The sequence below is a fragment of the Oleiphilus sp. HI0043 genome (genome assembly GCF_001634935.1).
The window spans coordinates 1-14,988 of record NZ_LWEY01001545.1 but is presented as its reverse complement, the minus strand read 5'-3'; the positions used below and the strand labels follow the sequence as shown (position 1 = coordinate 14,988).

Here is a 14,988-nt window from a genome sequence, read left to right as displayed (position 1 = left end):
GCCACATGATCTGAATACCCAATTACCACATCCGGAAATACTCGAGCTAGCGTTGTAATCATTCCTAGTTGAGCATGGTCTATCGGTGTTGGGTAATTCAATACGCAATGAAGCAAACTAATCTCTTTTGCACCAGCTTCCCGTGCTACCTGCAAAGCAAACTCTATCTCAGGTAATGTAGCTGCGCCTGTTGACATAATTAGAGGCTTTCCCGTTGAAGCACACTTTCTGATCAATGGAACATTAGTAATATCCGCTGAAGCAACTTTAAACGCTGGTATTAAGGGGTCTAAGAAATCAACAGCATCCAAGTCAAATGGCGTTGACATAAAATCTATTCCAATAGACTGACAATAATCTGCTAGCTCTTCATATTGCTCAGTTTCAAAGTTATCGTACTTCTGAAACAGCTTAAATTGACTATCTGTGGGTTCCTTTGATTGGTCCCAGTATGCTGGACTATGTTTAGAAGCAATTTTTGAAGCTTTGTAGGACTGAAATTTTGCGGCATGAGCACCACCCGCTTTAGCTTCGTCTATCAAACGTTTAGCCAATTCCATACTGCCTTCATGATTAACGCCGATCTCTGCGATTATATAAGGCTTTAAATTATCGCCAACGAGGGCATTACCAATTTTAAACTGATTATTCATATTTATTCCCTTCAATTAGCTTATCAAGGCCCTAATAGCGGATATCACTCTGGACTTACCATTTCTTAAATCTAAATCACTCATCTTCTCGACCATTAGCTGTCTTGTTTTGCTGCTATTGACTAACGTTGTTACCTTATCAAGAATGGAGTTATGAACTATTTCTTTACGATGCCCCAAATGACATATTCCATTTTCTTCTGAAGCAAAGGTATGGGTCATTTCTCTATCATTTTGAGCAATAACAATTGTAGGTACATAGAGAGCCGTTAGCTCTAACACCGTTCGTCCAGCTGAAGTTATAGCTAAATCTGCATCGACCATGTATTCAGAAATTCTCTTAGTTTCCTTAACAATATTGCATCTCAATCGTTCATTCTTTTCAATGACTTTTTCTAACGAATCAAAGTGCTCATAACCGGGACCTGTTATCACATCGATATCAATATTGTTTGAGATACATAAGCTTGCCAGCTCTTCAAGGGCCCTCTTCGTAACATTTCCTTCATCAACACCACCAAACGTAATCAGTATTTTATTAACCTGACCAGAACTAAGCCTGGAGGATTGAGCATCGAGAAACAAAAACTCATCGCGCAAACAAAAATATTTGGCTCCAACTAGTACCTTTTCATCCGATGACTGATGCGGGTATAGCGCATTTACAACTAGATCAGCAGAGTTGGCTCCCTCGCCTAAGTCTTCAAAATTTACAACTTTACCGCCAAATCTAGACAAGCAGTTCATATACTCTAGAGTTGTATCTAGAATATCGTTGATAACTAAATCGGGATTAATAGAAATTATTGTTTCTGCCAACTTATCGTTATCACTAACGACAACTGTATAATTGTATTCACGAATATACTGGATAGCTAAATCAGACTTTTGTTCGCACACAAAAACTACTTCATACTGAACCAGCTCATGAGCTAACATTATTGCTCTAAAAGCATGGCCCAGTCCTACCTCTGCGTAACCAACAACACTAATCACAATTTTCTTTCTTGTTAGCATCGCTTCGCATAAGTAAAAATCTGAGTAGGCATCAACATCAAAGCTATACTCATGAGGAATCTCGTAAATACCTACAGAACCACCAATCCTAGTACCTTTCTCAAGCTGCTCTCGACTACAAACAACTACTGCTCCCGTCTCCCTATAGCAAGGAGACAACTGCTGCCTATTAACTCGCTCGCTGTAGAGAGGTACAGTTTGACCGTCATTGACTCCCCAGCGTAAATGCCTATCATCCACAACACTAATTATTGTATCTAAACTGGATTTAGTAATTGAACGAATACTATTTTCAATGTCTATAGAACGAATGAGTGGCGACGTCGGTTGAACCGTAACTACGTAATCATATTTGCGCTGCAGTTCACTCTCAGAATTAATCGCAGCATTGACAATAACAGGGTCCAACGTAGTAGTATCATCAGCTAGTTCATAGGTTCTCATTACAACCGATGCCCCAAACCGTTTCGCAAACAACGCGATTTCTTCGTCCTCAGTCGAAACTACGACATCAGTTACAGACTCTGCCCCTAATGCGGCAGAGATACTGTAATAAATCAATGGATACCCAGCTAAAGGGCGTAAGTTCTTACGAGGAATCCCCTTAGAGCCTCCTCGCGCTGGAATAACAACTAATATTTGAGGTGCTTTTTTCATTACTTCATAAACTACATTGTCTGATTTCATTATAACTTGATACTATATGTGATTCTTGATTTGTAAGTCGGTCTATGACTTTCGCCTAGAGTTGAAACTTAAGCGAATCAATACGAAAATTATTCCTATCCCGCTCCCAAGCATAAACCCTACAATACATATAAGAGCTCGGTTAGGCCCTGATTTCACTTCAGGGACCTTTGGAGCACTGACAGTTTTAAGCACATACTCATTACTAACTTCCGCTAGCATTAAAGTCTTTGCCTGTTCTTCTATTAGTTGATAAAATACCGTCTGCATATCTGCTACATGAGTATTAGCAACCTGACTTTTAAGAAACTTAATACTCCTCTTTGCGGAGGCTTTATCTTCTTCTTTCATCAATTGATTGATTTTTTCTACCAACATATTTGACCACTGTTTAGTGATATGTGGCGAAAAGTGCTCTAAAGAAATACGTATCAGTCCAGTTTCCTTATCCCTATTTATAAGTAACCGACCGCTTAATTCTCGATAAAGCTCCCAACTACTCGGCTCAAAGGTACTATTATCTTCACTTTCGGGATCTAGAAGCCACTGATTAGTTTTAGGGTCATAAATATCTAAATCATAGATCAACTTATTTTCTGATTTATTCCAACCCGTTACGGCGTATACTTCTGCCGCTATATCAGCAGATTCAATAAATTCCTCTAAAAACCCCCATGTCTTCATCAACTCGAGAGCTATCGTCGCTTTGTCGGCACCACCATTGCCACCTAAGTTAACGCCAGCCAAAGATGCTAATCCGCCGAATTGCCCAGCTAACTGAGATAAAGATGATGAACTAGACCCGCTCGCAGGGGCTAAAATAGAAACTGATCGATATTTATCCGGTAAAGAAATAGCATAAAACACTGAACTACAAGAAAACAAAAGAGTCATCAACAACACTATCATTTTCCCACGCCAGATAGCACCTAACAACGCTTGTAAATCTATTTCGTCACTTTTTCCCGTACTACTAGGCAATTCTCTCATCACTATCTCTATTTCTCTGTTTGCTCAATCAAACAACTCACCCAAAAAATTACAAGCTCCCAACCGCAGCCGCACCCAAAGCAATCTGATAAAAGATCTGACTCATATCACGCCACAAAACAACCTGGTCAATCTTATCCGCATCTAGCGGCACAACAACAGTATCGCCCGGCGCAAGCTGAGCATCATTACTTGCAAACCAACTAGACGAGTCAGGCATCTGAACCCCGCCATTAGCTTTAATAATATAAATACGTTCATCATCAGCTTTATCGGTCATGCCACCACTGCGCTCAATGTAATCCCAGTAATCTAGCTCTTGCTCAAAGAGTTGAGATACTGGAAGCTGGACTTCACCAATAACTGTCACGGAGCTCTTTCTCTCGGGGATGAATAGTTCATCTCCATCCTTAAGCGATATTGAATAAGCTTCTTGCCTTGTAATAACCTTTTCAAGATCAATAACTAGACGACCTAGGGCAGGAGTAGTCTTGAGTTTATCCAATAAACCCTGAGCCTCTCCTAAGCCCTGAGCTTTACTTGCATCAAGCGTTGTTTGATTCGCTGCAACTACTTCAGCCTTTGCAATATCAGCCTCTAATCGCGATTGCATTTCTCTTAGCTGCTGCGCCTGCTGAGTCTTTAAGTCTTCTCTCGTAAACATTGCTCCAGGCGCATAAGCATATTCAGTTAAGCCGCCAGCACGTTCAATTACATCTGCTAAAGTGTCGTTTTTATGGAAGGGATAAACACCTGGGAACTTCACTTCGCCGCGTAAGGTAATTTGTTTAGTCTCTGCCCACTCTGGAATTGCTTTAACGGTTAGTACGTCTCTTGCCTGAAGCTTACTTGATATGGCGGTCGCATCAGAAAGTTGAATAATTCTTCTATCTTGTATTCTATCTTGCTGTTCGTTAATGGTTGTTCTGTTCAATTCAGCGCTTGATAGGTAAGCTTTTTCTGTCAGGCCACCAGCGGCAGAAAGCAAGTTCTCGACAGTCATATTTTCAACTAAGGGATAAACACCTGGGTAACGAACGTTGCCACCGATCGATACTTCTTTTGAAGGAGTAGAAATACTTGCTTGCTGACGCAGTTCTTCCACTAACTTAACAACTTCTTCAGAGCGATCACCATATAGGCCAAAGAACACGAGTTCATCTAGGTCTTGTAGTACTGGGTCTGCTTCGCTTTGCTTAGATTTCAATGCATCTGCGATACTGAAAGCGTGAACACTTAAGGTTCGCTCTGGTTTTGAATAGCGTTTGATTAAAGCATAATTTAAGTCTGGCTCCGGCTTTAAGTATTCAACACTTTGAATGATATCACTCACTCGCAAACCCGGTGTCCAACGGCGCGTTTCGGCACGCTCTGCATGGCCAACTACTTTAATGACATTTTCTACCTTCGGCAGAATTTTAGGTAAGGTAATCTGGTCACCATTTTTTAAAGTGCGGTTTATATCAGCATTTAATGATAAGTCTAAATTCAGGAACTCACGTTCATTTTGCTCATTAACCCGTTCAAGCGTCGCGCCTTGAGGGTAAGCAGAAGCCAACATGCCACCGGAATAAGAGAGAAGATCAGAAACGGAGCCGTTTCCTTTAAGCTCATAATATGCTGGGCGTTTAATTTGCCCCTTTATTGCTACTTGAGGGCCAACAGCGGGAATAAATACCACATCGCCCGATTTAAGCTGAGCATCACCCGAGGTGTCACCTTTTAGCAGTAGGTCATATACATCGAGAGATTGAACAAGCTTACCTTTGCGTTTTAACTGAATATTACGCAGTGAACCCAACTCTGAAACACCACCACTCAGTACTAGTGCATTAGTCATGGTTGAGAGGGAGCTAATCACATAGGAACCCGGCACACGAGCTTCACCCAATACAAAGACCCGAATCGAACGCAAGCTTCCCATCGAAACACTGGCTTTAACACCAATCATTTTTTGATCAATAGTCTTTTTGATTTTTTCTTTGGCTTCAGAGAAGTCTAGGCCAGCTAAGCTCATTGGGCCTAAGTCAGGGATATAAACTTGCCCTTCCTGATCAACAACCAACTCGAAGAATTGGCTTTCTTTACCATAGAGGTTCACTTTTAGTGAATCACCTGGGCCTAGTACGTAATCAGATGAAACAGGAATATCAGTAATGGGTGCAAAGGTCGTTGGCTGACCTGCGAATAGATCGTATCCGAAAGCAGGCAGCTTGCCTTCTTCCATTTCAGTATTGGTGTTAATCTCACCGCCCACAGACTCAGCTACTTGCTGCTGAGCCACCGGCATGACGCTGTTAGTTTGTGCAACCACAGGCGTTTGCGCAGCATTTACATTGGGAATATCCACACCAAACTGCTGTGCTAAACGAGCCTGTTCCGCTGCAGGGAGACGCTTAAACTGTTCGAGCTGCGCCGGTGTAGGCTGTAGGGCAAAAGATTGAAGCGAGAATAAAGCTGCTACTACAAAAAGAAATGCACGCCCAGTGAGCCTTAGGCGAGAGAGTGTATCGATCATTCCTGATTCCATCATTATTAGAGAGTACTTCACTGTGATGACCATGTATGACGATCATCTTAATGGGCGCTAATTTAGCATTTAAAGGAGGGGCTTACTAGTTGGTGGAGTGGTCTATTTTAACATTTGTTTACATTATTTGATGTTTGTCATTCCTTGGAACCCTAAGAAATAAACATTTGAACCACCGAGGACACCGAGCGCTTCGCTACACAGAGGAAGAGATTGAGACACATCTAAAGAAAGCTATTATCTTTTCTCGGTGCAGGCCGCAGGCCGCTCTGTGTTCTCGGTGGTGAATCAGCTTTTATGTCTTAATCTTTAAGGGATAAACCGATGAACCACCGAGGACACCGGGCGCTTCGCTGCACAGAGGAAGGGATTGAGACACATCTAAATGAAAGCTTTAATCTTTTCTCTGTGTAGGCCGTAGGCCGCTCTGTGCCCTCTGTGGTGAACCGTCTTTTATGTTTTGATCTTTAAGGAACAAACACTTGAACCACCGAGGACACCGAGCGCTTCGCTGCACAGAGGAAGAGATTGAGACACACTAAAAAGCTATTATCTTTTCTCGGTGTAGGCCGCAGGCCTCTCTGTGATCTCGGTGGTAAATCAGCTTTTATGGTTTGATCTTTAAGGGATAAACCGATGAACCACCGAGGACACCGAGCGCTTCGCTGCACAGAGGAAGAGATTGAGACACATCTAAATGAAAGCTTTGATCTTTTCTCTGTGTAGGCCGCAGGCCTCTCTGTGCACTCTGTGGTGAACCTGCTTTTGCGTTTTGATCTTTAAGGGCTACTTCTCACTACTCCGAAATAACTTCTGCACTAAAACCTTCGAAATCTGACAAGTGCTTTTCAATTACTGAAATCACAATATCTAAATCGAGCGTTTGGTAATCATGCACTGCTATATTTCTTAAGCCAACCATTCGCTTCATCGCGCCAGAGATGTCGACCGTAATCAATTTTGCCCCTGCTAGAATATCGAAACTATCACGTGCCGACTGAGGTATTCCCAGCCGGTGCACACGAATTAGATAATTTGCTATATCAATTGACGCCTCACACGCTCTTTGAATATTCAATAAGACAGAATCTTGTTTGGTGTAATTTTGTTTGAATTCTGCCTCGCTAGTAAATTCCTCGCGAACTCGCTGCAAACACCGTTTTATTGTTGCGAGTTTATTCAGTATGACATCATCCATGCTTCATTCCTTTAAGCTGAGCAACAAAGTCAGTCATAATGTCTTCACGCCCCTCCTGTAAACGGCCATACATGCTGAGAACACGCGTTTCGAAAGACATCGCAGCGTCACAAGCATCATACAGCAACTGACCTCGCTCTATAATTTGCACATTCAAAACCGTGGTCGATTGAAGCAAGTCAATCAAATCAACTTCTGCACAACAGGTATTTGCCAGGAGCTCTTTAAGCTCCCATAAGGTAGATACGGGTATTTTTTTCTCTGCCATGACTGCGATATCCCAGTCACTCGAAGGTCGAGCTTCATTAGTAGCTCTTGAGCCAAAGAGGTAAATCAATTTAACACTTGGTAGATGTTGTTTTATTAGAGAAACCAGCTCGGAGTTTTCCATATCGCTTAAACCGTTTCAGTGGCTTTGTCATTTTATGATCTAGATAATAGACAGAATAACACGAGTGATAGGATCTTGCTTATGACGGCTTTGATATTTTTATTTCTCTGTGTAGGCCGCAGGCCTCTCTGTGCCCTCTGTGGTGAACCGTCTTTTGTGTTTTGACCTTAAAGAGCTAAAAGCGATTGAGCCTGCTTATTGTATGATTTCTGGACAGCCAGCAACACATCCACCAACCCAATTGCCCGATTAAGCGCAGACGCAAACTCTTCATGATCATCTACATAATCATGAACCAAACGATTTCTAAGATTTCTCGCCTCTATCCACTGTTCGACCGAAGCAATTAATCCAAGCTTTTCCATTCGTCCCAAGTTATTGATTGCAGAACTTGGCGTTTCAAGCATTTGTTTTAATAACTCGGGAGTACACTTATCACCTAAGTGATCTTGAAGCCTGCCAAACCTTGCGACAAACGCATCGACCCGCTCAGCCATATCTAGATCATCTTCAAGACCAGCAACCCATTGGGGATTAACTTCTTCAGATTTTAAGCGGCTCCACGTCAACTCTAAGTGCTTTGCTTCCTTTTCTGCCACTTTAATCAAGTGTCGTAAACGGTCTTTATTATTACCCATTAAAATAATCCTTCTCTATTTTTTATTTAGAGCGCTATTCCTTGCGCTTTAGCTTGCTTATGAATAGTTTGATACGGCGTTAGAGCATCCACCAAAATCACATCTATTTTTTGATCACCGATTGCCATCTGAATTTTTGCCGCGATTCGAGCAGCGGCCGACGCCCTATTTTCAATTTGTCGCGCCGTCTCAACAAAAAGGTCGATATCCCCACCCCTTGCAGAGTCATCTACTCGTGAACCAAAAAGAATCACCTCTGCCTCAGCGCCTAAAACTGCCTCTACAGATTCTTTAATTTTTGATACTTGAAATGAACTTAGCCGCACAGCCTACCCTCAACAATTCTTAGTGTTGTCAGTATAACAGGGAAATACTGAGAGCGTGCTTAAGGCGCTTTTAAGAAAACGCTTTCTTTTCTCGGTGCAGGCCTCAGGCCGCTCTGTACCCTCTGTGGTAAACCATCTTTTATGTTTTGATCTTTAATTAAGGGATAAACCGATGAACCACCGAGGACACCGGGCGCTTCGCTGCACCGAGGAAGGGATTGAGACACATCTAATAAAGCTTTTATCTTTTCTCTGTGTAGGCCGCAGGCCGCTCTGTGTCCTCGGTGGTGAACCGTCTTTTATGTTTTGATCTTTAATTAAGGGGTAAACCGATGAACCATAGAGGACACAGAGCGCTTGCTGCACAGAGAAAGTGTCAGCTTTACTCAAATATCAAATCTGCCCTGAAGATCACTAATTAGCTTTTGAGCAAAGTTCACTATTAGGGGAATATTATCTTTTGACAGATTAATTGCTTGGCTAAGCTGCCCTGCATCTTCAATGTATTCGTGAATCATTTGATTCCGAATTCTTCTTAGCTCTAACCACGTATCACTGCTTTCCAAATAGCCAAGCTTTTCAGCTCTATCCAGATTATCGATCGCGACACCTACTTTTTCTTGCGTAGCCTTGAGCCATGCAACCAACAACTTATCACCAACCGTATCTTGCAGGCGGCAGAAGCGCCCCACATAGGCCTCGAGCACCTCAGCCAAGTCAGGGTTAGTATCTAACTGCGCCGCCTTTTCCTCGTCAAAACCACCTGCAAATAGCCTTCCTTCAGAGTATTGTAGATGAGTAATTTCTTTTGACACGATTCGGCACAGATACCGTAGCCTTTCTAACTGACCTTGATCTAGGGTCATAACTTAATCCCGGTTTCTTTTGCTATGGTATGTATTGGCGAAAGCTCTACACTTGGTGTTTGAAGTATCACATCGGTTTTACGCCCATGAAACAAGCGAGATACTTGCGTGCTTATTTTAGCCGCAACGAATACGAGTTCGTCGATATCGTGCTTTGACACCACGAGTAGGTCTATATCACCGCCCTTTGCATGATCATCCACTCGCGAGCCGAACAACCACACTTCTACGCCAGGATCAATTAAACTGGCAACGATACCTTTAATGGATTGCGCTTGCCCTTCGGTAATTCTCATTTATGCAAATGACTCTAACTATAATTTAAAGCAGTGAATTTTCATGCCTTATCTTACTGGAAGGAATTAGACTTTGGTAGCCACATAGCGCTTCGCTGCACCGAGGACAGGATAGAGCCACATCTAAAGAAAGCCTTAATCTTTACTCGGTGTAGGCCGCAGGCCGCTCTGTGTTCTCGGTGGTGAACCGTCTTTTGTGTTTTGATCTTTAAAGAAAACCAATTGAACCACAGAGGACACCGAGCGTTTCGCTGCACAGAGGAAGGAATTGAGACACTTCTAAAAAAAAAGCTTTTAATCTTTTCTCTGTGCAGGCCGCAGGCCGCTCCGTGTTCTCGGTGGTGAACCGTCTTTTAGGATTTTGAACTTAGGAATTCAATATACCATGGCATCGCTTCGGAAATACCTTCTAGAATTCGATACTCTGGCGCATAACCAAGCTTTGCCTTAGCTTTGCTTGTATCGGCTTGCGAGTGCCTTACATCACCAGCTCGGAAGTCTCTGTAAATTGGCTCTTTCGAAACATCAACATCATTCTCAGCTAGTGCTTTTTGTATAGATACATACAAGTCATTCAAGGTTGTACGATCACCCAGTGCGACGTTGTACACTTCATCTTTAGCTTCGTCAGGTGCAGTGGCCGCAAGAATATTCATTTGCACAGTGTTATCGATATAGCAAAAGTCTCGACTTGTTTCGCCATCGCCGTTAACGAAGACATCTTCACCTTCAATCATTGAAGAGGTCCACTTTGGAATAACCGCTGCATAGGCACCATTAGGGTCTTGTCGCTTGCCGAACACATTGAAATAACGCAAACCAATCGTTTTGAAGTCATAGGTTCTGGCATACACACTGGCATATAATTCGTTTACGTATTTGGTTACCGCATAAGGTGAAAGCGGATTGCCGATATTTTCTTCTACTTTTGGCAACGCAGGGTGGTCACCATAGGTTGAACTACTGGCCGCGTAGGTGAAGCTTTTTACCTGCTCTTCTTTTGCAGCCTGGAGCATATTGAGAAAGCCAGTGATATTCGCTGCATTCGTGGTAATCGGGTCTGCGATAGAACGAGGAACGGAGCCAAGCGCTGCTTGGTGTAAAACATAGTCAGCACCTGAAACCGCCTTCTGGCAGGTTTCGTAATCTCTGATATCACCTTCGATAAATGAGAAGTTCTGCCACTGATCAGACGCTACCAAGCCTTGAACTTCATCTAAATTGTATTGATGCCCAGTGGCGAAGTTATCCAAACCTACAACTTTTTGGTTTAGTTTTAGCAGTGTTTCTAGCAGGTTAGAACCGATAAAACCGGCAACACCCGTTACCAACCAGGTTTTGGGGCTGTCTGTTAGCTGCTGTTTTACATTTTCATAACTTGTCACGACACTTATTTCCTTTCTATTTAGAGTTGCTCAGGGTTGTTTGAGACAGGGGCGGTATTGTTAATTATTCAGTTTCCGGCAAAGGTATCCGCTAGCTTGAGAACAGTAACGATTAAGGCTATCAAGCCTATGCTCCAGCGCATATTCTTGTTTATCGCTTCAGATATCTTCAATTCAATTCGTTTTTCAAAAGCGTCCATTCTAGCCCCCATAAGTTCGAAGCCTTTGTTTACCTTTTGTTCCAACAACTTGAATTCGCCTTTCAGGCCGACAAACTCGCCTCTTAGGCCTGTAAAGTCACCTTTCAAATCAGAAAACTCACCTTTCAAATCAGAAAACTCACCTTTCAAGCCAGCAAATTCACCTTTCAAGCCAGCAAATTCACCTTTAAGGCTTGCCACACTATCGGTCACTTCATTTAATTTTTCATCTAAATGATTGATATGATTATATTGCGACTTAAGCAGCAGTGTATTGATATCTTCACTACTTAGGCCCTCACCGTTTGAGAAGCGGGTTTCAATCTCTTCGAGTTTGGGCTGTATCATTTGAATTAGCATATCGTCCACTTTTGTTTTATCCATTCTCTTATCCTCCTTGATAATCATTGGTAAAAGCCTTGTCGTTAGACTAAGCGAATAATAGCATGACAGGCCTGCTTTTACACTTCACAAGCCCTAGTATCGATACTCCCATGAGACCGAAGCAGCTAAGCGCTCTACATACGTAAACGCTGTATCAACGTCTTTACTTAGGTAAGTCAGCCCTGCTTTGAAACGGCCATCAAAGATGAAACACTGGTGATAAAATTCCGCCATATAAAGTGATTGAGCACTCAGAGAAACCCCATTTCCTCTGACGCCACCATCTTCATTTAACTGTAAATAGCTGGCACGCGCACTCCAAAGCGAACCATCACCATTTTGAAGACTCATCCCGAAGGACAAAACCTCTGAGTCATTATCAAAACTAGCACCAAGCGTACGCCCATGATAGCGATAGCCACTTTCATAAAGACTATGTTCATAGGTGGTATTATAAAATACTGTCTCAAAGCCATCCGCAATGGTATTTGCGTATTCCAACTCGTACTTTAGGAAAGCGCTATCTTCTAGTGTTTGGGAAAGTTGAACGCCCGCTTGATGGGTGCGTCGCGATGGCATATAGCCCGCTTCGTCTTCACCAATTGTTTGTGCGTGGAAGGCCGCACCCAGCGTATCAGTCAATGCAAAGCCATAACGTACATCGAAGCCAGCCAACTGATTCCCCGCTTGCTTGGCTGTATTTTCACCCTGCGAAGTAAGCGACTTCCAGAAGGTAGACAAGTCTTCATCACGCCCTTCTCCACCCCACTGCATCGCACGGGACATACCAAATTCAAGACCTTTCAACGGCCTAAAGGTAAAACGCATGCCAGTAAGTTTTGCCTCAGGTATTGTACGCTCACTTTCTAGCTGACCAATATAAGATACAAATTGCCACTCTCCTAACCAAGAAAGCAATGGTGTTTCAAAGGTTTGCCCCTGCTTGGTTCTTAAGAATACGCTCGGCACCGGCTCGGCATTATTTGTCAGGATCAAACTCGACTGAGAACCCGCGCCCCACCATTGATCGACTGCGCCAACACCCAATACCCAGTTGCCATCACGACCGCCCAGCACGCCAGCCAAATAGGAGCCATAAAAGTCTGTCTGGACGGCATCATCACCAGGGTCTGTCATGACATTAGCTTGAAGCCTGAAGGCAAAGCTTTCACTATCACCTTCCATTGTTTTATGGATCTCTCCTTTTTCTTGCTGGAAAGAACCAAAATCTCTTAATAATGGCCTAGCACTGCCCGCTGTCACTTCAAGGCTTTTTTTAATACCGGACTTAGTCTGCTTACGTAGCTCAAAGCGTAATTCTCTAATCGCAGTTTTTTGTGCTGAATTGAGCTTCGAGTGATCAGCTTCTGCTAGTGCATTTTTTACATCTGCCCACATAAGCGGCCAGGTCGTTAAAGAGATATCGATCACTTCTGCATCATTGAGTAGCTGAAGATTATTTCGAAGCCTAAGGTCACCTACATCAATCCATGGCGCAGCGTTTACCGTGGCAGCCATAACAAGAGAAAGGGACATTACAAGGGTGCTGAGAAGCTTAGATTTGATAGACACGAATTAGACTTTTTAGTGGTTGATTCTATGGCTGGGCATTATAGGGGTTTTGCACTTAAAGGTAAAAGCGAAAAGAACTTAAACCACAGAGGACACCGAGCGCTTCGCTACACAGAGGAAGAGATGGAGACACACCTAAAAAGGCTTTTATCTTTTCTCTGTTTTTATCTTTTCTCTGTGTAGGCCGCAGGCCGCTCTGTGCCCTCTGTGGTGAACCGTCTTTTGTGTTTTGATCTTTAAGGGATAAACCGAAGAACCACAGAGGACACCGGGCGCTTCGCTGCACAGAGGAAGAGATGGAGACACACCTAAAAAGGCTTTTATCTTTTCTCTGTTTTTATCTTTTCTCTGTGTAGGCCGCAGGCCTCTCTGTGCCCTCGGTGGTGAACCGTCTTTTGTGTTTTGATCTTTAAGGGCAGTCTTTAGCGACAGAAAAAACTACACCCACTGCCTGCTTAGATGTATAATCTGCCGCCTATTTTTTAAGCAACTCTTTTCGCAAGCGATTGATATTTAGATGACCGACACCACGACCAAGAAGCTTTTTATTAAAACTCACGGCTGCCAGATGAACGAGTATGATTCATCTCGCATGACAGACTTACTGCAAGACAGTCATAAAGTTGAGTTAACCGAGAACGAGAGTGATGCTGACATCATTCTTCTTAATACCTGCTCTATTCGTGAAAAAGCACAGGAAAAGGTCTTTCACCAGCTTGGTCGCTGGAAGAAGCTTAAGGAAAGCAACCCGGAACTAACTATCGGCGTTGGTGGTTGCGTTGCCAGTCAGGAAGGTGAAGCGATTCGTTCTCGCGCGCCTTTTGTAGACGTGATCTTTGGCCCACAAACGCTTCATCGCCTACCAGAGATGATCGACGCATCAAAAACAACTGATGTAGGCGTGGTCGACATCAGCTTCCCTGAAGTTGAAAAGTTTGACCACCTCCCTGCTCCCGGTATAAATGGCCCTTCTGCGTTTGTTTCAATTATGGAAGGCTGTAGCAAGTATTGTACTTTTTGTGTTGTGCCTTACACGCGAGGTGAGGAAGTTAGCCGCCCTGTTGATGACGTACTGGCAGAAATCTCCCACCTTGCTACTCAAGGTGTGCGTGAAATAAACTTACTCGGCCAAAACGTTAACGCCTACCAAGGTGAAACACACGATGGCGACATGATGGATCTTGCTGAGTTAATCACACTAACCGCAGCCATTGAAGGCATTGACCGAATTCGTTTTACAACGTCGCATCCGGTTGAGTTCAGTGACTCACTTATCGACGTTTATGCCGATACTCCTGAGCTGGTAAGCCACCTTCACCTACCTGTTCAAAGCGGCTCAGACAGAATATTGAATGCGATGAAGCGCGGCCATATGGCATTAGAGTACAAATCTAAAATTCGCCGTATACGTAAGCACCGCCCTGATATTAGTATCTCTTCAGACTTTATCATTGGCTTCCCTGGCGAAACCGAGAAAGACTTTGAAGACACCATGAAGCTGATCAATGACGTTGGCTTTGACGCTTCTTTTAGTTTTATCTATAGCGCGCGCCCGGGTACACCAGCAGCAGATTTACCTGATGAAACAAGCGAAGAAGTTAAAAAACAACGACTGCAAATTCTGCAGCAGCGCATTCTTCAACAAGCTCAAGATATTAGCCGAAAAATGGTCGGTAATACCGAACGAATTCTGGTCACAGGTTTTTCTAAGAAAGACCCCGGGGAGCTCCAAGGCCGAACCGAAAATAACCGTGTTGTGAACTTCAAAGCGAAGCAAGACCGCTCAGATAGTGCCTTGATCGGGCGCTTTATCGACGTGAAGATTACCGATGCTTACGCAAATTCATTACGTGGT

At 43.3% G+C, this 14,988-nt stretch carries 14 protein-coding genes; 1 reads left to right on the top strand and 13 read right to left on the bottom strand.

Annotated features, from left to right (window positions below):
• The 13 genes from A3729_RS23150 to A3729_RS23090 form a co-directional block, all read right to left on the bottom strand.
• The coding region (locus tag A3729_RS23150) for an N-acetylneuraminate synthase family protein (RefSeq protein WP_197476001.1) at window positions 1-653 on the bottom strand (653 nt) is incomplete at its 3' end.
• Between the two features lie 15 nt (window positions 654-668).
• Window positions 669-2,357: a cytidylyltransferase domain-containing protein gene (locus A3729_RS23145; protein WP_082880443.1), complete on the bottom strand. Its 1,689-nt coding sequence runs from the start codon at window positions 2,355-2,357 to the stop codon at window positions 669-671.
• Window positions 2,358-2,399: 42 nt separating this feature from the next.
• A complete protein-coding gene (locus tag A3729_RS23140; protein WP_068634332.1) occupies window positions 2,400-3,347 on the bottom strand; it encodes a Wzz/FepE/Etk N-terminal domain-containing protein in 948 nt (315 codons plus the stop codon).
• A 49-nt stretch (window positions 3,348-3,396) separates the two neighbouring features.
• Window positions 3,397-5,865: an SLBB domain-containing protein gene (locus A3729_RS23135; protein ID WP_068634331.1), complete on the bottom strand. Its 2,469-nt coding sequence runs from the start codon at window positions 5,863-5,865 to the stop codon at window positions 3,397-3,399.
• Window positions 5,866-6,673: 808 nt separating this feature from the next.
• Window positions 6,674-7,075, bottom strand: coding sequence for a DUF86 domain-containing protein (locus tag A3729_RS23130; RefSeq protein WP_068553603.1), 402 nt, complete (start codon window positions 7,073-7,075; stop codon window positions 6,674-6,676).
• Window positions 7,068-7,466 (bottom strand): nucleotidyltransferase domain-containing protein, encoded by a 399-nt coding sequence (locus A3729_RS23125; RefSeq protein WP_068634330.1) that lies wholly within the window; start codon window positions 7,464-7,466, stop codon window positions 7,068-7,070. Before A3729_RS23125 ends, A3729_RS23130 begins: the two co-directional genes overlap by 8 nt.
• Window positions 7,467-7,633: 167 nt before the next feature.
• Entirely contained in the window at window positions 7,634-8,104 is a 471-nt protein-coding gene (locus A3729_RS23120) for a hypothetical protein (protein WP_197476000.1), read from the bottom strand.
• 26 nt (window positions 8,105-8,130) lie between these two features.
• Window positions 8,131-8,430, bottom strand: a complete 300-nt coding sequence (locus A3729_RS23115; protein ID WP_068634328.1) for a nucleotidyltransferase domain-containing protein — start codon at window positions 8,428-8,430, stop codon at window positions 8,131-8,133.
• A gap of 386 nt (window positions 8,431-8,816) precedes the next feature.
• Window positions 8,817-9,296, bottom strand: coding sequence for a hypothetical protein (locus A3729_RS23110; RefSeq protein WP_068633338.1), 480 nt, complete (start codon window positions 9,294-9,296; stop codon window positions 8,817-8,819).
• Complete coding sequence (locus A3729_RS23105; protein WP_068508309.1) at window positions 9,293-9,592, bottom strand: nucleotidyltransferase domain-containing protein; 300 nt, start codon at window positions 9,590-9,592, stop codon at window positions 9,293-9,295. Before A3729_RS23105 ends, A3729_RS23110 begins: the two co-directional genes overlap by 4 nt.
• Before the next feature lie 353 nt (window positions 9,593-9,945).
• A complete protein-coding gene (locus A3729_RS23100; protein WP_068634327.1) occupies window positions 9,946-10,977 on the bottom strand; it encodes an NAD-dependent epimerase/dehydratase family protein in 1,032 nt (343 codons plus the stop codon).
• Between the two features lie 68 nt (window positions 10,978-11,045).
• Window positions 11,046-11,561, bottom strand: a complete 516-nt coding sequence (locus tag A3729_RS23095; protein WP_068634326.1) for a hypothetical protein — start codon at window positions 11,559-11,561, stop codon at window positions 11,046-11,048.
• 93 nt (window positions 11,562-11,654) lie between these two features.
• The gene (locus tag A3729_RS23090) at window positions 11,655-13,097 is read right to left on the bottom strand and encodes a capsule assembly Wzi family protein (RefSeq protein WP_068634325.1); all 1,443 of its coding nucleotides are present in this window, start codon (window positions 13,095-13,097) and stop codon (window positions 11,655-11,657) included.
• A 553-nt stretch (window positions 13,098-13,650) separates the two neighbouring features.
• Here A3729_RS23090 and miaB point away from each other — a divergent pair.
• Window positions 13,651-14,988 (top strand): tRNA (N6-isopentenyl adenosine(37)-C2)-methylthiotransferase MiaB (gene miaB / locus A3729_RS23085; protein WP_068634324.1); only part of this gene is annotated, 1,338 nt, incomplete at its 3' end.

What these genes read in the sequence shown, in the direction of transcription:
- A3729_RS23145 (WP_082880443.1), bottom strand. Translation starts at nt 2,357, where the DNA reads ATGAAATCAGACAATGTAGTTTATGAAGTAATGAAAAAAGCACCTCAA.
- A3729_RS23140 (WP_068634332.1), bottom strand. Translation starts at nt 3,347, where the DNA reads ATGAGAGAATTGCCTAGTAGTACGGGAAAAAGTGACGAAATAGATTTA.
- A3729_RS23135 (WP_068634331.1), bottom strand. Translation starts at nt 5,865, where the DNA reads ATGATCGATACACTCTCTCGCCTAAGGCTCACTGGGCGTGCATTTCTT.
- A3729_RS23130 (WP_068553603.1), bottom strand. Translation starts at nt 7,075, where the DNA reads ATGGATGATGTCATACTGAATAAACTCGCAACAATAAAACGGTGTTTG.
- A3729_RS23125 (WP_068634330.1), bottom strand. Translation starts at nt 7,466, where the DNA reads ATGGAAAACTCCGAGCTGGTTTCTCTAATAAAACAACATCTACCAAGT.
- A3729_RS23120 (WP_197476000.1), bottom strand. Translation starts at nt 8,104, where the DNA reads ATGGGTAATAATAAAGACCGTTTACGACACTTGATTAAAGTGGCAGAA.
- A3729_RS23110 (WP_068633338.1), bottom strand. Translation starts at nt 9,296, where the DNA reads ATGACCCTAGATCAAGGTCAGTTAGAAAGGCTACGGTATCTGTGCCGA.
- A3729_RS23105 (WP_068508309.1), bottom strand. Translation starts at nt 9,592, where the DNA reads ATGAGAATTACCGAAGGGCAAGCGCAATCCATTAAAGGTATCGTTGCC.
- A3729_RS23095 (WP_068634326.1), bottom strand. Translation starts at nt 11,561, where the DNA reads ATGGATAAAACAAAAGTGGACGATATGCTAATTCAAATGATACAGCCC.
- A3729_RS23090 (WP_068634325.1), bottom strand. Translation starts at nt 13,097, where the DNA reads ATGTCCCTTTCTCTTGTTATGGCTGCCACGGTAAACGCTGCGCCATGG.